Source organism: Flavobacterium ginsengiterrae (assembly GCF_039539785.1).
GTDB classification, from domain to species: domain Bacteria; phylum Bacteroidota; class Bacteroidia; order Flavobacteriales; family Flavobacteriaceae; genus Flavobacterium; species Flavobacterium ginsengiterrae.
The window spans coordinates 83,135-104,059 of record NZ_BAABDU010000002.1 but is presented as its reverse complement, the minus strand read 5'-3'; the positions used below and the strand labels follow the sequence as shown (position 1 = coordinate 104,059).

The 20,925-nt window shown below is 32.7% G+C and carries 27 protein-coding genes; 22 read left to right on the top strand and 5 right to left on the bottom strand.

Annotated elements, in window-relative coordinates; genetic code table 11:
• Positions 1–52 precede the first annotated feature (52 nt).
• Positions 53–346, top strand: coding sequence for a DUF3817 domain-containing protein (locus ABD859_RS01225; protein WP_345139128.1), 294 nt, complete (start codon positions 53–55; stop codon positions 344–346).
• The gene (locus ABD859_RS01220) at positions 339–1,598 is read left to right on the top strand and encodes a mechanosensitive ion channel family protein (RefSeq protein ID WP_345139125.1); all 1,260 of its coding nucleotides are present in this window, start codon (positions 339–341) and stop codon (positions 1,596–1,598) included. The genes ABD859_RS01225 and ABD859_RS01220 overlap by 8 nt, the downstream gene beginning before the upstream one ends.
• A gap of 90 nt (positions 1,599–1,688) precedes the next feature.
• Here the strand turns inward: ABD859_RS01220 and ABD859_RS01215 are convergent, their stop codons facing one another.
• On the bottom strand, positions 1,689–2,111 hold the full coding sequence (locus ABD859_RS01215; RefSeq protein WP_345139122.1) for a hypothetical protein: 423 nt from the start codon (positions 2,109–2,111) through the stop codon (positions 1,689–1,691).
• Between the two features lie 152 nt (positions 2,112–2,263).
• Here ABD859_RS01215 and ABD859_RS01210 point away from each other — a divergent pair, with 152 nt between their 5' ends.
• A complete protein-coding gene (locus ABD859_RS01210; protein ID WP_345139120.1) occupies positions 2,264–2,665 on the top strand; it encodes a glyoxalase in 402 nt (133 codons plus the stop codon).
• A 28-nt stretch (positions 2,666–2,693) separates the two neighbouring features.
• Positions 2,694–3,164, top strand: coding sequence for a hypothetical protein (locus tag ABD859_RS01205; protein ID WP_345139117.1), 471 nt, complete (start codon positions 2,694–2,696; stop codon positions 3,162–3,164).
• Between the two features lie 74 nt (positions 3,165–3,238).
• Here ABD859_RS01205 and ABD859_RS01200 read toward each other — a convergent pair whose 3' ends face one another.
• On the bottom strand, positions 3,239–5,215 hold the full coding sequence (locus tag ABD859_RS01200; RefSeq protein WP_345139114.1) for an alpha-ketoacid dehydrogenase subunit alpha/beta: 1,977 nt from the start codon (positions 5,213–5,215) through the stop codon (positions 3,239–3,241).
• 165 nt (positions 5,216–5,380) lie between these two features.
• Between ABD859_RS01200 and ABD859_RS01195 the strand changes: the two genes are divergently transcribed.
• The 9 genes from ABD859_RS01195 (at position 5,381) to ABD859_RS01155 (ending at position 11,446) form a co-directional block, all read left to right on the top strand.
• Entirely contained in the window at positions 5,381–6,331 is a 951-nt protein-coding gene (locus ABD859_RS01195) for an isopenicillin N synthase family dioxygenase (protein WP_345139111.1), read from the top strand.
• A gap of 106 nt (positions 6,332–6,437) precedes the next feature.
• Entirely contained in the window at positions 6,438–6,770 is a 333-nt protein-coding gene (locus ABD859_RS01190) for a translation initiation factor (protein WP_180861779.1), read from the top strand.
• 104 nt (positions 6,771–6,874) lie between these two features.
• Positions 6,875–7,744 (top strand): nucleoside phosphorylase, encoded by an 870-nt coding sequence (locus tag ABD859_RS01185; RefSeq protein ID WP_345139106.1) that lies wholly within the window; start codon positions 6,875–6,877, stop codon positions 7,742–7,744.
• Between the two features lie 3 nt (positions 7,745–7,747).
• Positions 7,748–8,188 (top strand): DinB family protein, encoded by a 441-nt coding sequence (locus ABD859_RS01180; RefSeq protein WP_345139103.1) that lies wholly within the window; start codon positions 7,748–7,750, stop codon positions 8,186–8,188.
• A gap of 3 nt (positions 8,189–8,191) precedes the next feature.
• Positions 8,192–8,584, top strand: a complete 393-nt coding sequence (locus ABD859_RS01175) for a VOC family protein (RefSeq protein WP_345139100.1) — start codon at positions 8,192–8,194, stop codon at positions 8,582–8,584.
• Complete coding sequence (locus tag ABD859_RS01170) at positions 8,584–9,057, top strand: DUF4265 domain-containing protein (RefSeq protein WP_345139097.1); 474 nt, start codon at positions 8,584–8,586, stop codon at positions 9,055–9,057. Before ABD859_RS01175 ends, ABD859_RS01170 begins: the two co-directional genes overlap by 1 nt.
• A 51-nt stretch (positions 9,058–9,108) precedes the next feature.
• A complete protein-coding gene (locus ABD859_RS01165) occupies positions 9,109–9,960 on the top strand; it encodes a substrate-binding domain-containing protein (RefSeq protein WP_345139095.1) in 852 nt (283 codons plus the stop codon).
• A gap of 19 nt (positions 9,961–9,979) precedes the next feature.
• Positions 9,980–10,912 carry a transglutaminase-like domain-containing protein gene (locus tag ABD859_RS01160; protein WP_345139092.1) on the top strand — a complete coding sequence of 311 codons (933 nt, stop codon included), beginning with the start codon at positions 9,980–9,982 and terminating at the stop codon, positions 10,910–10,912.
• Positions 10,913–11,074: 162 nt separating this feature from the next.
• Positions 11,075–11,446, top strand: a complete 372-nt coding sequence (locus ABD859_RS01155; protein WP_345139089.1) for a hypothetical protein — start codon at positions 11,075–11,077, stop codon at positions 11,444–11,446.
• Between the two features lie 58 nt (positions 11,447–11,504).
• Here the strand turns inward: ABD859_RS01155 and ABD859_RS01150 are convergent, their stop codons facing one another.
• Positions 11,505–12,488 carry an alpha/beta fold hydrolase gene (locus ABD859_RS01150; RefSeq protein ID WP_345139087.1) on the bottom strand — a complete coding sequence of 328 codons (984 nt, stop codon included), beginning with the start codon at positions 12,486–12,488 and terminating at the stop codon, positions 11,505–11,507.
• A gap of 215 nt (positions 12,489–12,703) precedes the next feature.
• Between ABD859_RS01150 and ABD859_RS01145 the strand changes: the two genes are divergently transcribed.
• Complete coding sequence (locus ABD859_RS01145) at positions 12,704–13,759, top strand: linear amide C-N hydrolase (protein ID WP_345139085.1); 1,056 nt, start codon at positions 12,704–12,706, stop codon at positions 13,757–13,759.
• Positions 13,760–13,814: 55 nt separating this feature from the next.
• On the opposite strand, the gene ABD859_RS01140 is transcribed toward ABD859_RS01145, so the two are convergent.
• The gene (locus ABD859_RS01140) at positions 13,815–14,165 is read right to left on the bottom strand and encodes a DUF2200 domain-containing protein (RefSeq protein WP_345139082.1); all 351 of its coding nucleotides are present in this window, start codon (positions 14,163–14,165) and stop codon (positions 13,815–13,817) included.
• Between the two features lie 99 nt (positions 14,166–14,264).
• On the opposite strand from ABD859_RS01140, the gene ABD859_RS01135 reads away from it, so the two are divergent.
• From ABD859_RS01135 to ABD859_RS01115, 5 genes are all read left to right on the top strand, one after another.
• Positions 14,265–14,588: an ArsR/SmtB family transcription factor gene (locus tag ABD859_RS01135; protein ID WP_345139079.1), complete on the top strand. Its 324-nt coding sequence runs from the start codon at positions 14,265–14,267 to the stop codon at positions 14,586–14,588.
• 5 nt (positions 14,589–14,593) lie between these two features.
• Entirely contained in the window at positions 14,594–15,061 is a 468-nt protein-coding gene (locus ABD859_RS01130; protein ID WP_345139076.1) for an SRPBCC domain-containing protein, read from the top strand.
• A gap of 6 nt (positions 15,062–15,067) precedes the next feature.
• Positions 15,068–15,445 carry a DoxX family protein gene (locus ABD859_RS01125; RefSeq protein WP_345139073.1) on the top strand — a complete coding sequence of 126 codons (378 nt, stop codon included), beginning with the start codon at positions 15,068–15,070 and terminating at the stop codon, positions 15,443–15,445.
• A gap of 64 nt (positions 15,446–15,509) precedes the next feature.
• Entirely contained in the window at positions 15,510–15,860 is a 351-nt protein-coding gene (locus tag ABD859_RS01120; RefSeq protein ID WP_345139070.1) for a hypothetical protein, read from the top strand.
• Positions 15,861–15,877: 17 nt separating this feature from the next.
• Entirely contained in the window at positions 15,878–16,369 is a 492-nt protein-coding gene (locus ABD859_RS01115) for a hypothetical protein (RefSeq protein ID WP_345139067.1), read from the top strand.
• Positions 16,370–16,667: 298 nt separating this feature from the next.
• Here the strand turns inward: ABD859_RS01115 and ABD859_RS01110 are convergent, their stop codons facing one another.
• Positions 16,668–17,843: an FAD-dependent oxidoreductase gene (locus ABD859_RS01110; protein ID WP_345139064.1), complete on the bottom strand. Its 1,176-nt coding sequence runs from the start codon at positions 17,841–17,843 to the stop codon at positions 16,668–16,670.
• A 96-nt stretch (positions 17,844–17,939) separates the two neighbouring features.
• On the opposite strand from ABD859_RS01110, the gene ABD859_RS01105 reads away from it, so the two are divergent.
• The 3 genes from ABD859_RS01105 to ABD859_RS01095 all read left to right on the top strand — a co-directional run bounded on the left by ABD859_RS01105 (position 17,940) and on the right by ABD859_RS01095 (position 20,872).
• A complete protein-coding gene (locus ABD859_RS01105) occupies positions 17,940–18,908 on the top strand; it encodes a helix-turn-helix transcriptional regulator (RefSeq protein WP_345139062.1) in 969 nt (322 codons plus the stop codon).
• A 22-nt stretch (positions 18,909–18,930) separates the two neighbouring features.
• Complete coding sequence (locus ABD859_RS01100; RefSeq protein ID WP_345139058.1) at positions 18,931–19,692, top strand: AraC family transcriptional regulator; 762 nt, start codon at positions 18,931–18,933, stop codon at positions 19,690–19,692.
• Between the two features lie 61 nt (positions 19,693–19,753).
• On the top strand, positions 19,754–20,872 hold the full coding sequence (locus tag ABD859_RS01095) for an FAD-dependent oxidoreductase (protein ID WP_345139055.1): 1,119 nt from the start codon (positions 19,754–19,756) through the stop codon (positions 20,870–20,872).
• Positions 20,873–20,925: the final 53 nt, after the last annotated feature.

Below are 20,925 nucleotides of genomic sequence, written 5' to 3'. Positions count from 1 at the left end.
AAACCAACCATAATACTTAATTTTGCCGGCAATAATCTCAAAAATCATTTACATGCTTAAGATTTTCAAAGTTACCGCTATTTTAGAAGGAATTTCGTATTTAGTTTTATTTGCTAATATGCTTATTATTAAAACTAACAATCCTGAACTTTATCATACATTATTACGACCATTAGGAATGACACACGGGGTTCTTTTTATAGGTTATATTCTTTTGGCTTTTTTGCTTAAAAAATCTCAAAACTGGGATTTTAAAACTTTTGCTATCATACTAATTGCTTCTTTAATTCCGTTTGGAACTTTCTACATCGAGAAAAAGTATTTAGAAACTAAAGCAAATGCATAAACTTTTGGATAAAATATTTAATTTTTTATATCCGCTTTTTAGAGACTGGGGTATGAATCGCAATTTTGCGTCATACATCAGTCTTGTTATTAATATTGCCGTTATGCTGGTTTTGGCGTACGCAATTTATTATGTCGCTAAATTTGTTCTGGTTACGCTTACGGCAGTTTTTGCCCAGCGTACCAAAACTAAATTTGATGATTATTTAATTCACAACAAAACCACAAAATACACAGCCTATTTAATTCCGTTTTTCTTTATATATAAGGCCGTTCCGGTAATTCTTGATAAATATGAATACTGGGAATTACTCTTTGGAAAAATCGTAGGTATTTATATCGTCCTGATTAGTTTATGGATTATCAGAACCATTTTTAATGCTCTGCGTGATTATTTAAAACAAAAACCGGAATACAGCGATAAACCAATCGACAGTTTTGTTCAGGTTATTATGATCGTGCTCTGGATTTTTGGAGTAGCTATGATTATTTCAACTTTGTTCGGAATTAAAAAAGGCGAATTATTAACCATTTTAGGAACACTTTCGGCAATTATTATCTTGATTTTCAGAGATACTATTCTTGGATTTGTTTCGAGTGTTCAGGTTGCTATAAACGACATGGTGCGTATTGGCGACTGGATTACGATGGATAAATTTGGTGCCGATGGTGATGTAATAGAAATTAACCTTACGACGGTAAAAGTTCGAAATTTTGATAATACCATTACCACCATCCCTACTTATGCTTTAAGTTCTGATTCTTTTCAGAACTGGCGCGGTATGCAAAAATCAGACGGAAGACGTATTAAAAGACACGTTTTAATAAAAAGCAGCAGTATTCGTTTTCTGAACAATGATGATTTAAATCACATGAAAGGTATTCAATTGATTACTTCTTATATTGAAACTAGACAAGCGGAAATTGAGAAGTATAATGAAGTTCGGGGAATTGATAAATCGTTATTGCTTAACGGTCGTAATATGACCAATTTAGGTATGTTTAGAAAATACATTATGCAGTATTTATTAGATCATCCTGGATTAAATAAAAATATGCATATTATGTGCCGTCAGCTGCAGTCTACAGCACACGGAGTTCCGTTAGAAATTTATGTTTTCTCAAGCGATAAACGCTGGGCGAATTACGAATATATAATGTCGGATATTTTCGATCATGTTATGGCTTCTGTTATTTATTTCGATCTGGAAATATTCGAACTGCCATCGCAGATTGGGCGTTTTGACAGGTAAGTTTTTTTTGTTTCAAGTTTCAAGTTTCAGGTTTTTGAAGTACGCATAACCTGAAACTTGAAACCTGAAACGTGAAACAATTTTTTAAAACTACTTCGTTTCTTCAAAAACGAACTTTGGTTCTTTATAAGAAAGCGTGCCGGGAAGAAAACATGGCAGACTCATATAAGTACCTATAATACCGCTGCCCTGAATAAGCTTGTCATCTTTTTTTAGTAATGCTAATGGAATCCTTTTCCAGCTTCCTCCATTTGAAATATAATGAAAATCACCTCTTAAAGTGTCGCCTTTTATATCGCCGCGAACATCGCCGGAATCTTTCCCGAATTTATAATAAGAGATTTCATAACGTCCGTAAAAACGTTTATCGCTGATTTTTAAAGCTATAACAGCGGTGTCATTTCCATTTACAGCCTGATATTGTACTTCTTTATACGAATTATTCTCTTTTGAATTGCAGGAAATAATCAATATCAAAACAGTTAAAAGAAAAATAAAAGATAATTTGTTCATTTATAAGGTTTTAAAAATATGTAAAAGTCATAAGATAATCTGGTATTCAATTAATAGACTTATATAAGGTATATAGTTTAATTTTTTTTTGGATAGTAAAACAAAAATAGATTTTTTTCTATTTTATTTTTTCTTAAATTTAAATAAAAAACATGGCAGATAGAGACACTTTTTTAAAAGAATTCAGAGGCGAAACTTTAGGAACCGTAAGTGCTCAATCTTCCCCAGATGAGATCTTTCAAAATCAAACGATTAGACCTATATTAAAACTTCAAAATGATTTGTTTATTGCAGTTTTTATTAACTACGTAAGCAAAAATAAACCCGATTTTTATTTTTATTCAGTTGAAAAGAAACTTCAGACTATCGAAAATTCTATACAAAAGGATATTAAATTTAGAAATTCCCTAAAAGGAATCGTTATGGCACTTTTTACTGTAGAAGAATACAATATGTATATCAAAAAATCATCTGACTTAAATAAACGTATGATGAATTTATTGATTGAAAGATTGAAAAATCAGGTGCAGTTGTTTGAAAAGGAACTGAATTAAATTTATAAAAGTTAATAATTATAGTACAATGAAATTTGATCTCAATTTTACAACAGATTATGGACAATTTTATCTAAATGACAAAGATGAAGGAGATACAGGAACTGAAAACTTCTGGACTAATGAAGCTTTTAATGATAGACTGGCTGTAGAAAAAGGTATTTTAGGAATTTCTATTGCAAATAGCGAAGGAATGGTAAAATGTGAATTGGAGATTTTAAATTCTAAAAGTTTAATTACTGATTTTAGTATTTTTGATCATGTCGTAGAAGCAAGTTTAGAAATAAGAAATGGTTTTTTACAAATAAATGATTGTCCGTTTTCAAGTATTATTCTAGAAGAAAAAATTGAAAATGGAGATTATAGAGTTAGGGTATATTTTAATAATCTGAAATCTGCCTATTCTGAAAATCCAAAGGATTATTATAAAATTGAAATGTGGAAAGATATTTTTTCAGATAGAAATGTTTTGAAAAGATTCAATGAATTTTCTGAATGATAGATTAAATAAAAATGCTAAGGTTCTAAGCTAAAAAAAACTTAGAACCTTAGTATCTCAGTAACTTAGAATCTTTAATATTTCAAAAGCTCTAATAAAGTTTCTTCAAACCTGTCTCTAGGTAAAAACTGATCTTCAAGTGCTTTTGTAAACGGAATTGGCGAATCTAAACTTGCCACTCTTTTTACCGGAGCATCCAGATATTCAAAACAATTTTCCATAATTAAAGCCGAAATATCGCTGGCAATTCCGCCAAACATAGTATCTTCCTGATATATTATGGCTTTTCCTGTTTTTTTAACCGAAGCAAAAATTGTGTCGATATCAAGCGGCTGTAAAGTTCTTAAATCGATTAAGTCAGCCTCAATTTCAGGATGTTTTCCTAATGTGTCTAATGCCCAGTGAACTGGAGCTCCAAAAGCAATAATGGTAACATCTTTACCTTCTTTTATTAAAGCAGCTTTTCCAAACGGAATCGTGTAATAATCTGTTGGAACATCCTGATAAATACTTCTGTACAATAATTTATGTTCGAAAAATAACACCGGATTCGGGTCATTAACTGCTGTATTTAATAAACCTTTTGCATCATAAGGAAATGCCGGATAAACAACTTTTAATCCCGGAGTTTTGGTAAACCAGGCTTCGTTTGTCTGCGAATGGAAAGGTCCTGCTTGTGTACCGCCGCCACAAGGCATACGAACTACAACATCGGCATTTTCGCCCCAACGATAGTGTGATTTTGCCAATAAATTGACAATTGGATTAAAACCTGTTGAAACGAAATCAGCAAACTGCATTTCTACAATTGCTTTGTATCCGTTTATAGATAATCCCATTCCTGTCGAAACAACAGCGCTTTCGCAGATTGGTGTATTTCGTACTCTGCCTTTTCCAAAAGCATCTACAAAACCCTCAGTAATTTTAAAAGCACCGCCATATTCAGCAATATCCTGCCCCATAATTACCAGATTTTTATGACGCCACATAGATTGTTCTAAACCGTTGCGAATGGCATCAATAAATCGAATATTTTTTAAATCAGAATTATGTGTATATTCTTCATACTGAAATGGTTTGTAAACATCATCTAATTCACCGCTGTAAGTTGGTTCGATTTCTGGTTCGGCATTTGCCATTGCCCAGTTTTCATCGATTTCCTGTTTTATTTCAGAACGAAATTTCTCGTCAAGTTCTTCGGTAAGAATTCCAATTTCGGTTAAATATTTTTTGTAATTGGCAACAGGATCTCTAAGTTCCCACTGATCCATTAATTCCTGAGGAACGTATTTAGTACCGCTCGCCTCTTCGTGTCCGCGCATTCTGAATGTTTTAAATTCTAGTAAAACAGGATGCGGATCAGCAATCATTTCTTCTTTTAACTGAGATAATTTATTATAAACTTCTACAATATTATTTCCGTCTATAATCCAGCTTTCAATACCGTACCCAATTCCTTTATCTGCCAGATTTTCGCATAAATACTGCTCATTTGTTGGTGTAGAAAGTCCGTAGCCATTATTTTCAATAATAAACATTACCGGAAGTTTCCAAACAGCAGCAATATTCAGCGCTTCATGAAAATCACCTTCGCTGGTCGCTCCTTCTCCTGTAAAAACGGCTGTAACTTTTTTATTATCCTGTAATTTATCGGCTAAGGCAATTCCGTCAGCAATTCCTAACTGCGGACCCAAATGCGAAATCATACCAATAATATTGTACTCCTGAGTTCCAAAATGAAAACTTCTGTCGCGTCCTTTGGTAAAACCATTGGCTTTTCCCTGCCATTGCGAAAAAAGTCGGTGCAGTGGAATGTTTCTGGTCGTAAAAACGCCCAGGTTTCGGTGCATTGGCAATACATATTCAGAATCATCCAAAACAGAAGTAACGCCCACTGCAATGGCTTCCTGTCCTATTCCGGAGAACCATTTTGAAACTTTTCCCTGTCGAATTAAAATAAGCATTTTCTCTTCGATAAGGCGCGGTTTAAGTATCTTTTTATATAAGTCTAATAATTTTTCATCAGTAAGATTCTGTCTGTAAAAGATCATTGGTTAAGTGAGTTTAGTTTTTATCAAAGATAAAAAAATGAAACAATTTTGATAGTTTTAGTTTTATTTTTTCAATTTTCCTGTAAGATTTAAAATTCAAATCTAAAATATTATTTACCTTTGTTTTGAAGGGTTATACCTTTTTCTTAAATAAAAATGTAAAGTATGCAAAACATTCCTAGTGTAGACTTACGTGATTTCCTTTCGGACGACCCGAAACGTAAACAAAAATTTGTAAATGAAATCGGCAGTGCATTTGAAAACATTGGCTTCGTTGCCTTAAAAGGTCATTTCTTAGATGATCAGTTGGTAGACGAACTTTATGGTGAAATTAGAAAATTTTTCGCCTTGCCAATAGAAACTAAGCATAATTATGAAATTCCCGGAATTGGCGGACAAAGAGGTTATGTATCTTTTGGAAAAGAACATGCTAAAGGCCGTAAAGAGGGAGATTTAAAAGAATTCTGGCATTTTGGACAGTATGTTGACAAGGATTCAAAATGGGCTTCAGAATATCCTGATAACGTAGAAGTTAAAGAACTTCCTCGTTTTAATGCGGTTGGAAAAGAAGCTTATCAAATGCTTGAAAAAACCGGAGTTTATGTATTAAGAGCTTTGGCTTTACATCTAGGTTTAGATGAGTTTTATTTTGATGAATATGCAAAAGAAGGAAACTCAATTTTAAGACCAATTCACTACCCTCCTATTACTTCTGAACCAGAAAACGCAATTCGTGCAGCAGCACACGGCGATATCAATTTAATTACTTTATTGATGGGTGCTCAGGGTAAAGGTCTTCAGGTTCAAAACCATAACGGCGACTGGATTGATGCTATTGCAGCTGATGATGAATTAGTAATTAATGTTGGTGATATGTTATCCAGACATACTAACAACAAGCTTAAATCAACAATTCATCAGGTTGTAAACCCGCCAAGAGAATTATGGGGAACTTCTCGTTATTCGATTCCTTTTTTCATGCACCCTGTAAGCGATATGCGTTTAGACTGCCTTGAAAACTGTATTGATGAAGAAAATCCTAAAAAATATGAAGATATTTCGGCTGGAGAGTTTTTACATGAACGTTTAGTAGAATTAGGATTAATTAAAAAATAAATACTTAATTCTCAATTAATAAAAATTCCAAATTCCAAATAACTTAATTTTTGGGATTTGGAATTTAATTTTTATGTATTTTTAAATATTGGAATTTAATAAAAATATGGACTTAAAAGATCAATTAAAAAACTTGTTTCCTGATCATGAAGAATCAAATGAACCTGAGGAAATTCAGGAACAAGATCACGTTTTGTATGTACAGAAAGAACCTATGATCTGTAAATTTGAAAAACGAAAAGGAAAACCAACTACTATAATTGAAGGTTACGAAGGAAGCGACGAAGATTTTAAAGTTTTAGCCAAAGAAATAAAAACAAAACTAAGCGTTGGCGGTACTTTTAAAGATGATTCTATTATAATTCAGGGTGATTACCGTGATAAAATAATGGCTATTTTAAAAGAAAAAGGATTTAAAACCAAACGTGTAGGTGGATAAAAACTTAAAAATCAAGTTCTAAATTCCAATTTCCAATTTGGGATGTGAAAAACGTACAAAAAACTTTGAACCTTAGTTCCTTAGAAACTTAGCAACTTAAAAAAATGATAAAAGAATCAGAATTAATACTTAATCCGGATGGAAGTGTTTACCACTTAAACCTTCGTCCTGAACATATTGCACACGATATAATTTTTGTTGGAGACCAAAACAGAGTAGAAAAAATCACTCAGTTTTTTGATTCCATCGAATATTCGACACAAAAAAGAGAATTTAAAACCCAAACCGGAATTTACAAAGGCAAAAGAATCTCTGTAATGTCAACCGGAATTGGTCCTGACAATATTGATATTGTTATAAACGAATTAGATGCACTGGTAAATATTGATTTACAAACACGTCAGCCAAAAGAAAAATTAACTTCTCTAAACATTATCAGAATTGGAACTTCGGGCTCGCTTCAGGAAGATATTCCGGTAGACAGCTTTGTAATGTCAAAATTCGGACTTGGATTAGATAATATGCTTCGCTCCTATTTAATCGACAAAGTTTCGAATACTGCCCTTGAGGATGCTTTTGTAACGCACACAAACTGGGATATAAGAAAAGGAAAACCGTATGTAATTGCCTGCTCTGAAAAACTTGAAAAATTAATCGAATCCGATAAAATTTTTAAAGGAATTACTGCTACAGCCGGAGGATTTTACGGTCCGCAGGGACGTGTTTTACGATTAAACATTCAGGATGAAGAATTAAACAGCAAAATGGATAATTTTGATTTTAATGGTAATCGTATCACGAACTTAGAAATGGAAACAGCTGCTATTTACGGACTTTCATCCCTTTTAGGTCATAACGCATTGTCATTAAATGCCATTATTGCCAATCGTGCTTCCGGAACATTCAGTGAAGATCCTTATAAAGCCGTTGACGAATTAATAAGTTATACATTAAACAAACTGGCAGGTAATTAAGTAATGCAGGATTCTATTCTTAAATTTGAACAGTTAGTGAATGAAAATGCTTCTTCTATTCCAAAAATGAGTAAAGAAGCATTAGAATTTAAACCTTTGGGAAAATGGTCTAAAAAAGAGATTTTAGGACATTTAACAGATTCTGCCATTCATAATCTGGTTCGGTTTACAGAAATTCATTATCTTGAAAAACCCTATCATCACAGGCCGTATAATCAAATAGATTTAGTAAATTTAAATCAATATCAGCAAATGGATATTGAGCAGCTTACTCAGTTATGGTTTTCTGTAAATAAGCAGATTATGCGAATTATGGAATCTGTTGATGAGAAAGCTTTAGAATATAAAATCATTTTGAGTGATTCATCTGTAATAGAATTAAAATTTCTAATGACAGATTATGTAGAACATTTAGAGCATCATATCAACCAGATAAAATCCTAGATTATGTTTTTGAGAGTGGCACGACATACCGATGATTTAGAAAAAATAGAAGCCTTTTATGTCGATATTCTTGGTTTTGAACGATTGGGAGATTTTCAGAACCATAATAATTACGACGGCATATTTATTGGCAAATCAGGTTTAGACTGGCATTTTGAATTTACAAAATCAAATACAAAAGCGAATCATTCTTTTGACGAAGATGATGTAATTGTGCTTTACCCAAAATCAATTACAGATTATAATGAACTAATAAATAAGCTTATACATAAAAATATTTCAACCATAACTGCAGCCAATCCTTTTTGGAATGAAAACGGAAAAATGATTCAGGACCCTGACGGTTATCGTATAGTAATATCACCTTTAAAAGCAGTAATAAACGAAATAGAATAATGCAGGAAACACACAAAAAAATATTATTTAAATATTATAGCGATTATCTCGAAGAAACGGTTTCAGAAACCATGTGGGCAGAAATTGTAAACCTGGAAAAAGGGCTGTTTAAATTAGATAATATTCCGTTTTTTGGTCCCTTAATTGCCACAGATGATTTGTTTTATGCCGAATTTGATGAAGATGAAAAACGTTTGGTGTACAAAGAAACAATTGAAAATTCCGGAAATTCAATTGTTCAGGTCATCATATTAGAAAAAGGATTTGATAAAGAAATCATTAGAGAAAAACTAAAAGCAATTAACTGCTTATCTGAAGGCTTAAATGATAATTTTATTTCTGTAGAAGTGGTGCGCGATGTTGATTATTCGATTGTGCGAAGTGTTTTAAACGAATATGAAGCTCAGGAAATTATTCAATATGCAGAACCATGTTTGTCTGATAAACACCGGACAGATTTATTAAAAAACTAAACTTACAAACTTAAGAATACGCATACCAAACTTAACTTAAACTAAACTATAATGAAAACTGTAAAAATTGTGGGTGTTCCTGAACACTTCAATCTGCCATGGCATTTATGCATTGAAAATGGCGAATTTGAAGCAGAGAATATCGATTTGCAATGGAAAAATGTTCCTGAAGGCACCGGAAAAATGTGCCAGATGTTACGCAGCGGCGAAACAGATATGGCGGTTATTTTAACGGAAGGAATCGTAAAAGACATAACAGAAGGAAATCCCAGCAAAATTGTTCAGATTTACGTGCAGTCACCATTAATTTGGGGAATTCACGTTGCCGCAAAATCTAATTATGAAACCGTAAAAGACCTGCATAATACAAAAGCAGCTATTTCGCGCATTGGTTCGGGATCGCAGTTAATGGCTTATGTAAATGCAAACGAACAAGGCTGGAAAACAGATGATCTTCAGTTTGAAATTATTAATACGATTGACGGCGCTGTAGAAGCTTTGACAAACGGAACTGCAGATTATTTTATGTGGGAACGTTTTATGACAAAACCTCTTGTTGATCAGGGAATTTTCAGACGCATTGGCGACTGTCCTACTCCTTGGCCTTCATTTGTAATTGTAGTTCGCGATGAATTCCTGAAAAAGAATCCAAAAGTGATCGAAAAAGTATTAGAAGTTATTAATAAAACAACGCAGGATTTTGCGCAGATTCCTAATATCGATAAGACATTAGCGGAGCTTTTTAACCAAAAAGCCGAAGATATTAGAGAATGGCTTAAATTAACGCAATGGTCGCAAAAACATTTAAATGAAAAAGCATTTATCAAAATTCAAAATCAATTATTTGATCTGGGAATTATTGATAAAAAAAGTACTTTTGTTGAAACGGTAAAAGCGCTGTAAAAACTGCTTTTTGACTCTTATGATAAATTTTCCTAAAATTGACTTTCCACAATTAAAATCCAAATTACAGGTGAAATCGCCTTGGGATAGGATTATTATTTCTGTGTTGAGTCTTTTTATTACAATTCCAATATTTATCATACTGCATCAAAACCTGATTGATCTCGAATGGGCTTTTAATCTCGACAGAGTTATTATTTTCATTTTTGTATTTGCCGCAATTTTCTTTTTGTTAATGTACCTGCGAACCATAATTATTTTATGTGTTGCAGTATACTTATTAATATTATTTTACGGATCGGTTATTGGCAATTACGGCTTTAGTGAGATATCTGAAGATTATAATTCGATGATTTACACCATGTCAGACAATCCGTATCCGCAGGATATCATTGTGGCAAAACTGCTGCCTTTTCCTAACCGGTCAAAAATTATAAGCGCCATAGAATATCAAAACCCAAAAGTACGCAACTTTGCCATTATGGCTGCCAACAAGCATTTTAAAGGTATTAAAGGATATTCAGACTATAGAACTATTATTCAGTGTTTTGCAGTTTTTAAAGAAATTAACGGACGCTGGAATTACGTAAACGACCCAAAAGACGGTGATTATATTGCAACCGCCAGCGAATCATTAGAATATTTCTCTGGCGATTGCGACGATCACTCAATTTTGATGGCAGCCGCAATTCGTTCTATTGGTGGTACACCTCGATTAATACACACCAAAGGTCATATTTATCCCGAAATATTAATAGGTTCTATGATCGATCTGGAAAAAGTCAATTATTTAATTAAAAACGTTCTTTTTCAAAAAGAAAGTTATGGTAAAAAACTGCATTACCATATTGATGAGCGAGGTCAGGTTTGGATGAATCTCGATTATACCGCTAAATATCCGGGCGGACCTTTTATGTATGAAGAAATTTTAGGAGCGCTGACTCTTAATTAAAACAGGCTAATTTTAAGATTTTTATTTTGTAAGTCTAGTTTTATATTATTGATTTTAAAATATTAGAAATCAGATATTTTAAAATTTATTTTGTGTTAATAAAATGTTAGAGGTAAAACTTTTTTTTGTATCTTTTCCTATCTAATTTTTAATCACATAACCATGAAAAATTCTAAAGTATTTATCTTCGGGCTTGCATTGGCAGCAGTATTAATGATTTCATGTTCTAAGGGTAGAAATAAATTGATTAACTCTTGGAAAATAACTGGAGTAGAACCGAAAATCCCCATGTCGGATTCTTTAAAAACTGTTATTTTAACCGATGGAACTCTAACATTTACAAAAGACGGACATGTTACCGGATATTTAACAAGAGAGATAACAAACGGGACTTATGCATTGACAAAAGGTGGAAAAAGTTTAGTGATTAAAGATGAAGTAGGAACACCTTACCCTTGCGAAAGTACTATTACAAGCGATCAATTAATTTTAGACAGTAAAGAGGTAAAATTGACACTCAAGAAAATAGAATAAAATAAATATAAAAAAAGCCGCTTCTTTTAAGCGGTTTTTTTATGCATTGTAAAGACTGTTATTTGTCTTGTTTTTCAATTTCTTTTACAGCTTCAACAATTAATTCTGGTTCTTGAAGCGTTACATAATGACCACTTTTTTCGGCAAAAACCTGTTTGCTCTTATTCGAAAGCTGCAGTAAATCTTTCTGCAGTGTGTTATGAATAGCTAAATACTCATTTGTTAGTTTTGGATCTGGCATATTTTCAACGCCATTTGGATATTTTGCTGTAATCACGGTCAGTGCAATATCTCCAAAATCGTTTATCTGCTCAGCTTCTGCCATCAATTTATCGTCATTTTCCATTTCCTGCATCAGCCCGTCAAATATTTTATAAAAATAGTTTTGGACATTTTTATTAAAAATATGCTCTTTTGGAACTGACTTTGTAAACGGAACAAAAGTATATAAAAGCCGTATTATTCCAGTTTCATTAAAAAAACTTAAAACCTGGCGTGAAGGTGGTGTAACGGATTTTTTTAAATTTTCAGAAGATTTTTTTAATTGCAGCGGATGCGAAACATCAACAAAAACAATTCCTTGAATATCTTTTGAATTTTCTTTTATAAATGATCTTAATGTAATTCCTGCAAAGGAATGTCCAACTAAAATATAAGGTTTTGGACAATTTGTATGCTTTAAAACTGCACTTAAATCAGCAGCATATCTTTTTAAAGAAACATCTTCGGTTGGATCGCTCCACAAAATTCCTGCTTTATCATAACTCAATGTTGTATATTCTTTTGATAATCTATTTTGAAGTTCCTGCCAATGCAGATAATCACCGCCCAAACCAGATTCGAAAACTACAGTTCCTTTTGCACTGTTTCCTACTTTCTTAAAATGTATTTTTCGATTATTAACCGTAACATATTCACTTTCATGAGGCTGTTTTTTATTAAAATATACTCTTGAAATATGTTCGTAAACAAATCCTGCAAATAACAATAAGAATAGTACTGAAATCGAATATTTAGCGGTTTTTAAAAGTATATTTTTCATTTTAGAAATATTTTAAAGGCGTTTATATCCTTCAAAAATAGATTTTAGAAGTATAAAAACAAAACTATTTAAAATTATTCTAAATAATAATCTCTTTATGATTTTTTGGGTAGTTAAAAGATTTAAAATCAATAAAAATGTAAGTTATTTCTAGTATATATTCATTAAATTAGCTACTCTCAAAAACAAATAATCAATTTTTTAAATACCATATTATGAAATTAAAACAAAGATTATCAGCAATTTTAGTTTTCGTAAGTTCCAGTTTGTTTACTCCAGAAGCCTATTCCTGTACAAGAATTGTATATGAGGGTTTAAATGGCACCATTATAACGGCACGATCTATGGACTGGCGAGGTGAAATTCCGGCCAATTTATGGCTTTTTCCAAGAGGAATTGAACGATTTGGTGAAGCAGGAAATAATTCAGTAAATTGGAAATCAAAGTATGGCAGCGTAGTGACCAGTTCGTGGGATATAGCTTCTTCTGACGGAATGAACGAAAAAGGCCTTGTTGGCAATCTTTTGTGGCTGGTAGAATCTACATATCCAAAGTTTGTAAAGAATGGCACAGAAAAAGGTTTAGCTGTTTCATTGTGGCTGCAGTATGTTTTAGACAATTACGCCACAGTTGCCGAAGCGGTAAGTGCTTTAGAAAAAAAAGATTTTGTCGTAACATCATCACACATTCCCGGCACAGATATTTTTGCAACCGTACATTTGTCGTTATCTGATTCATCAGGTGATAATGCTATTTTTGAATATATAAATGGAAATCTGGTTATTCACCACGACAGAAAATACGTTGCAATGACCAACTCCCCTATTTTTGATCAACAATTGGCTATTAATACCTATTGGAAATCAATTCCGGGAACTATAATGCTTCCAGGCACAAACCGTGCTGCTGACCGCTTTGTAAGAGCATCGTATTATATAGATGCTATTCCTAAAACAGATAATACAAGAACAGCACTTTCAAGCGTTTTTGGTGTTATTAGAAACTGCTCTGTTCCGTTGGGAATTTCTTCAGAAACAGAACCTAATATTTCTTCTACAAGATGGCGAACCGTTGCAGACCACAAGAATCTGGTATATTATTTTGATAATGTATTGAATCCGAATGTAGTCTGGGTAGAATTTAGCAAACTGGATTTTAGCGAAAAAGCCAAAGTAAAAAAACTAAGTCTGGCCAACAACGAGAATTATTCCGGAGAATCATCTATGAATTTTAAACCAACGGCGTCTTTTAAATTCGCCGGATTAGATTAAAACGTAAATTTTCAAATAAAGAAGCTCTTTAAAAACCAGTTTTTAGAGAGCTTTTTTATTCTCTCAGGATTTTTTCCATTTTTCTTCCTTTAGCTAATTCATCGACTAATTTATCCATGTAGCGAATTTTCTGCATCAGCGGATCTTCTATTTCTTCAATTCGATAACCGCAGATCATTCCGGTAATTTTTGAAGCATTTGGATTTAGGTTTGGTGCTTCTGCAAAAAAAGTTTCAAGATCAGATTTCTTTTCGATCTGTTCTTTCAGCTGTTTTTTATTATAACCCGTCAGCCAAAGAATTACAGTGTCCAGCTCTTCTGCTGTACGCTCTTTTTTCTCTACTTTTTCTTTGTATAAGCGGTAAATGCTTGCAAATGAATACTGAAAAACCTTTTTATTTTCCATTGAATATTTTTTTAGATTCTTTAAAATTATAAAAAAAAGTTCAAAAAAGTATTGCGCAGTCAAATGGCTTCATTATATTTGCAGTCAAATAACTGCATAATGGAAATACGTAGAGATGTTTTTCAGGCTATTGCCGACCCAACGAGAAGAGCGATTTTAAATTTAGTAGCCATTCAGGCCATGACGCCCGGAATGATTGCTGAAAATTTTGATTCAGCGAGACAGACTATTTCAAAACACATTAAAATCCTTACCGAATGTGAACTGCTCGATCAACAGCAAAACGGAAGGGAAATTTATTATTACATCAATGCAAAAAAAATAAAAGAAGTTGCTGATTTTATTGAACCTTTCCGCAAAATGTGGGATGATCGTTTCAATAAATTAGAAGATATCATGAAAAATTATAAACCAAAAAACTAACTATTATGGAACGCAAAACAAAAGTAAATGCTGAACAAGAGCAGCAGGAAATTGTGATTACCAGAGAATTTGATCTTCCGCTGGAATTACTGTTTAAAGCCTATGCCGAAGCCGAAATTGTAGAACAATGGATGGGAACAAAAGTTTTAAAATTAGAAAACAAAAAGTATGGCGGCTGGCAGTTTGAAACCAAAGATCCTAACGGAAATGTTGTATTTAGTGCCAACGGTGTAATTCATGATTTTGTGCCAAATGAAAGAATTGTGAGAACATTTGAAATGGAAAATGCCAATTTTGCACCTCAATTAGAGTTTTTGGAATTTGAAAAACTTACAGATCAAACCAGCAAACTGACTATGCAGATTATTTATAAATCAGTAGAACACAGAGATCAGCAGTTAAAACTGCCTTTTGCAATGGGTATAAATATGGCACACAACCGCTTAGAAGAAATCGTTAATAAATTAAAATAAATCGTGATGAGTAAAAGAAACAAAATTATTTACTGGATTGCTACGCTTTGGTTAGCACTAGGAATGGCTTCAACAGGAATTGTACAAATACTTAAAATGAAAGAAGAAACAGAAATGATGGCACATTTAGGCTATCCGTTCTACTTCCTGACAATTCTTGGAATTTGGAAAATATTAGGCGTTATCGCCATTTTAATTCCAAAATATCCTTTACTAAAAGAATGGACATACGCTGGTTTCTTTTTTGCTATGAGCGGTGCTATTTTTTCGCATTTTGCAGTTGGCGATTCTGGAATTGCGTATTTTGGGCCTGCTTTATTATTAGTTCTAACAGTAATTTCATGGTATTTTAGACCTATTGAAAGAAAGCTTAAATCTAATTAATTTTTTTATTTTGTAATAAAAAAGCTATATTTTTGTCTCTTTAACAAAATTGCATCAATAAGAAATGATTAGAAAGTTAGAAGAATTACAACAAGAGATTTATAATTATGAATTAAAAATAAACGGTGAATATTTTTTAGATTATTCACCTAAAATTTCGTTCTTTAAAATTGGGGATTACTTTGATATTACCTATTATGGAGATGGTTATGATGATAATTTTCAAACTAAGGCAAAAGAATTTGATTATGAGACTAATTTTGCTTTTTGTAGTTTATTAGATTTACTAAGCGAACAATCGATTAGTGAAAAGATAATAAAATTAAGCTTTGAAGGTCCTGATCAAGGTGCAAATGGAACGAAAAGTTGGAATTTTGATCGTCTTTTAAATGAAAATACTTATTTCCAAATTTAGAAAGTTTTCATGTTCAATTGACTGATTTAGGAGATCATAATACTAGTATTATTCAAAGAAGTAATGAGTTTGACGAAAATGGAATTATTGGGGAACTTATTTCAAGAATGCCTAAGTTAAAGTCTCTAACATTGCCATCCGCGCCTGATAAATCATTCTTTAAAATAGGAAATCATCCGCTTAAGTCTCTAAAACTGCAAGCCGGTTATGATCATCAAAATTTTATAGAAAATTTTTCTGAAAGCAGCAATTACACTTTCCTCACTCAATTTGATTATACAGATTTAATTGATTTTAATGATATTCCTAAAGAAGATTATACATCTTTTGAAAGCTATATAAAGCTTTTCAAATCTAAAGCATTTTCAACAATTCAACATTTTAAATTAAGAAATGCAATGTTGAGTAAAGAGCAATTATTTCATCTGCAAAATATAAAAGATATTCAATTTTTAAATATAAAAGTACATGGCGGGAGATATATAAGTCATCTTATGAGAGAAAAATAATTATAGTTTGAGTATTCGGTCTCAGTTTGCAGTCCTAAAACTAAAAACTGAGACCGAATAATGAGACTTAATTTATAAATGTTTTTTCCATATACTAGGATAAACATCTGATGCTTAATTTTTTTTTGATTGTTATGGTATAGGTTTTTTGTTTATTATAAAGATCATCTTCTAAAAGTGAACTATTTTTAAGATAGGATTCAAACTTACTATTATTTATTCTTACCAAATTCCCTATCATTCCCCATTGCAAAGTATTTTTTAATTAAATATGAAAGGGAAATAAAATAAGTTAATTCTAAAACTGAGAATTAATATTTTCATCAAAAAAATCCAGCAGTAACTGAAGATTATTTTCATCATGCATAGCTTCAGTCTGCTGTAATGTTACTTCGGTAATTTCAGACGTTCTGGCAACCATTCTTTTCTCAAAAAAGGCAACTGCATCTTTCAGATTTACAAATAGTTTAGACATTAATACTTCATGTAATTCTAAAGCATCTGCAAGTGCCTGATTTGCGCCTTCACCCGCATACGGAGGCATACGGTGTGCAGCATCGCCAATCATGGTTAAATTAGAAAGCGGTTCCCAATATTGATCTAAAGGAAAATGATACATAGGACGCGGTATTATTGAAATCTCATCTGATTGAAAAAGTTCCTGCCATTCTGAATTCCAGTTTGAAAATTCTTCTTTGAACCATTCGGCTACAGAAGTTTTGTTTTTAAAATCAATACCAGAATCAGAAATCCACTCCTGTTCTGTTTTTGATCCAATTAAAACCGATAAAGTTCCGTCACCTTTCGCACTCAATAAAACTGTTTTTCCTTCTTCCAGGGCAAAGATTTTTCCGTCGTTTACAAAATTCCACAATTTAGGTGCATTCTTTGGGGCATTATAAATATTGATTTCAATTGCTGTTACTCCCGAAAATATCGGTTTTATATCTGTAATATATTTTCTAACACGCGAATTAGCTCCATCAGAAGCAATTACAAAATCAGCATAAGCGGTTGTTCCGTTTTCAAAAAAAATCTGCCAGCCCTCACCTTCCCGTTTCATTTCGGTAAATTTAGAATTCCAGACTATATTTTCTTCTTTTAAAGATGCTATAAGTAAATCACGCAGAGGACCACGGTCAATTTCAGGTCTAAAATGTTCATTTCCAAAATCTTCATTTGGTTTTTCGTCATGGTCGCTAAATACAACTTCCATATTGCGATTGGTAATTTTCATTTTATCCGCTCCCGGACGATATTTTTTTTTGAATTCGTCTAATAATCCAGCTTTAATAATGGCTTTTAGCCCCGTATCATCGTGTAAATCCAGTGTTGAACCTTGCTGGCGCACATTTCGATTTTCGTCTCTTTCATATACTTTTACATCTACACCGTCTTGCTGCAATAATCTAGCAAGAGTTAATCCGCCCGGACCGCCGCCAATAATGGCAACTTTTTTATTATCTAATAACATAATTTTCTTCTTTTTAAATTCATTTAAATTTTCATTACAAAATTATATTTACCTTTACAGATAAAATATTCAGATATGATATTAAAATAGTCGTAAATGAAAATTGAAGTTGTCGATAAAAACGGTTCAGGAATTCTGTATAAGCTTGCAGAAGCAATTGGCGCTTCTGTGCGGGGTCGTTTTGTAGATATTCCTAAAAAACTGGGAGAAGGTTATATGACCGGATTTACGTGGGGAAATGATCTGCGAATGATGATCAGAAATTATTATATTAAAGAAGAAATTGTACTGGAACGCAAAAACGAATTTCCGGAAGGAAAAGAAAATATTATCTTTTTTCTAAGCGGTATCTTTGATTCGTCTTTACAGCAGCAAGAACATTTAATGGCAGAGCAGCCAAGTGTTTCTATCTTTATGCAGTCGGTTTCATCTGTAATTGCAATGCCTCAAAATACATTTTTTAGAAGTATAACTATTGCGGCATCTAGAGAATATTTACAGGAAAGATTTGGAAGTTTAAAACATCCTGTAATTTCAAATATCCTTTCACCAAACGATACTTTTATTTATGAAACCGGAATTTCACAGGCCATAATTACAACAGCAAGCGAAATGATTCACCAGCCGGTTCCTGAAAGTCTGGAAAATCACTACAACAAACTAAAATGCGAAGAACTGCTGTGTCATATTTTTGCTTTGTTATTGCAACGCGAAGAAATACCGCCCGGCAGCATTCACATAAAAGATATAAAAGCCATTTATGCCATAAAATACCATTTGCAGGCTAATCTTGATAAAGCTCCGGATATCGCTTCGCTGGCGCAGGATGCGGGAATGAGCGAACCGAAACTGCGAAAATTATTTAAACAGACTTTTGGAAAAGGTGTTTTTGAATATTACCAATTTATGCGAATGCAGGAAGCGGCGAGGCTTTTAAAGGAAAATCATTTATCGGTTTCAGAAGTGGGTTATCAGCTTGGATTTACCAATTTAAGCCACTTTTCACGAGTTTTTGAGCAGTATATCGGCTTAAAGCCAAAGAAATATTCTACTTCTAATTTTTAACTTTGCTAAAAGATCAGAGAAAATGAGTTTAATAATTCAGTCGGCTTTACCAGATTCTTCTATTTCCCACTTGGTTCACAGCTTTTGGAAGCTTGAAAACAATACGGGAAAAGAAATTCCGTCGACAATTTTGCCAAACGGAATGGTCGATCTGGCTGTAATAAATATTGACAGTTCATGGCAGATATCGATTAGAGGTTTAGACACAATGCCAAGTGCGATTAATATTCCTGTAGGCACTAAAATGTATTCTGCAGGGTTTAAACTTCTGGCTGTAGAATATTTATTTGGTGATTCGATAAAAGATGTTTTAAATGGCGGCAGGATTCTTTCAGATGAAATCTGGAAGTTTTCAAATAATGATTTAAGTAGTTTTGAAATTTTTTGCAGCAGAATAACCCAAATCATCAAAAGCATTTCAATAGAAAATATCGACAACAGAAAGAAGAAATTATTTGAACTTATTTATGCTTCAGAAGGGTCAATAACTGTAAAAGAACTATCTGAAAATGTGTTTTGGAGCAGTCGTCAAATCAATCGATACTTTAATCAGCAATTTGGAATTTCTTTAAAAACATATTGCAATATTCTTCGTTTTGGATCTTCTTTTAAACACATAAGCGAAGGGCGTCTTTTTCCTGAACACAACTTTACAGACCAAAATCATTTTATTAAAGAAATCAAGAAATATTCCGGCGTTACCCCAAAAGAATTAAGTAAAAACAGCGATAATCGGTTTATGGATATTGTGGCTATTAAGAAAACGAATCCTAAAAACGGCTGATTTTTACTATTTTTCTCCTTCTCTCTTTTTCAATTTTGTAACCTAATTTAATATCAAAATTATGTTACTTAAAAACAAGAATATCGCCATTATTGGCGCGGGTCCGGTTGGTTTAACTATGGCCCGATTATTACAGCAAAACGGGATTAATGTTATGGTTTATGAAAGAGATAAAGATCCGCAGGCCAGAATTTGGGGCGGAACACTCGATCTGCATAAAGGTTCCGGACAGGATGCGATGCAGAAAGCTGGACTTCTCGATAAATATTATGAAAAAGCAATTCCTATGGGGCGAATTGTGGCGGATTCTAAGGGAAATATTTTATCTGTTAAAGAAACTACCGAAGAAGAAAAACACGACAATCCCGAAATTAATCGAAATGATTTAAGAACGCTCTTAATTAATAGTTTAGAAGACAAAACGGTTGTTTGGGATCGAAAATTAACGCATATCGAGGAACAAAACGGTAAATGGCTTCTGCATTTTGAAAACGATACTACAGCGCAGGCAGACTTTGTAATTGGTGCAAATGGAGGAATGACAACGCTTCGAAAATATATTACTGATGCTGAAGTAGAATTTACGGGAACATATATGATTCAAGGCGAAGTTTCTAACCCAAAAATAAACTGCCCTGATTTTTATGAATTATGTCATGATAAAATTTTGATGACTTCTAAAAATGGAAATTTATTAGTAGCAAACCCAAAGAATAACAAGGCATTAAGCTACAATGTAATTTTTAAAATGCCGGAGATTTTAGAAATAAATTTTGAAGATAAAGAAAATGTGGCTGCATTTCTTTTGAACAAGCTTTCTGACTGGGGAGAAATCTATCATAAATTATTTAGTGCTTCTTCATTATTTACTGGCCTGCCTACAAAAAAAATATCGGTTGAAAAACCATGGAAAAGCAATCGTCCGCTGCCAGTTACACTAATTGGCGATGCCGCGCACTTAATGCCTCCTTTTGCCGGACAAGGCGCAAATATTGGGCTTGTCGATGCTTTAATTTTATCTGAAAATCTCATAAACGGAGAATTCAAAACGATTGAAGATGCTGTTCTTGATTACGAACAAAAAATGTTTGTTTATGCAAATCAAGCCCAGCAAGACACAAGAGTTAATGAAATTGAAATGCTTAAAAATGATTTTTCGTTCCTGAAATTTGCTGATTAAAATTTTGTCGATGGTGAGGGAAATAATTTTATCTTAGTAACAGAAAAAACGAA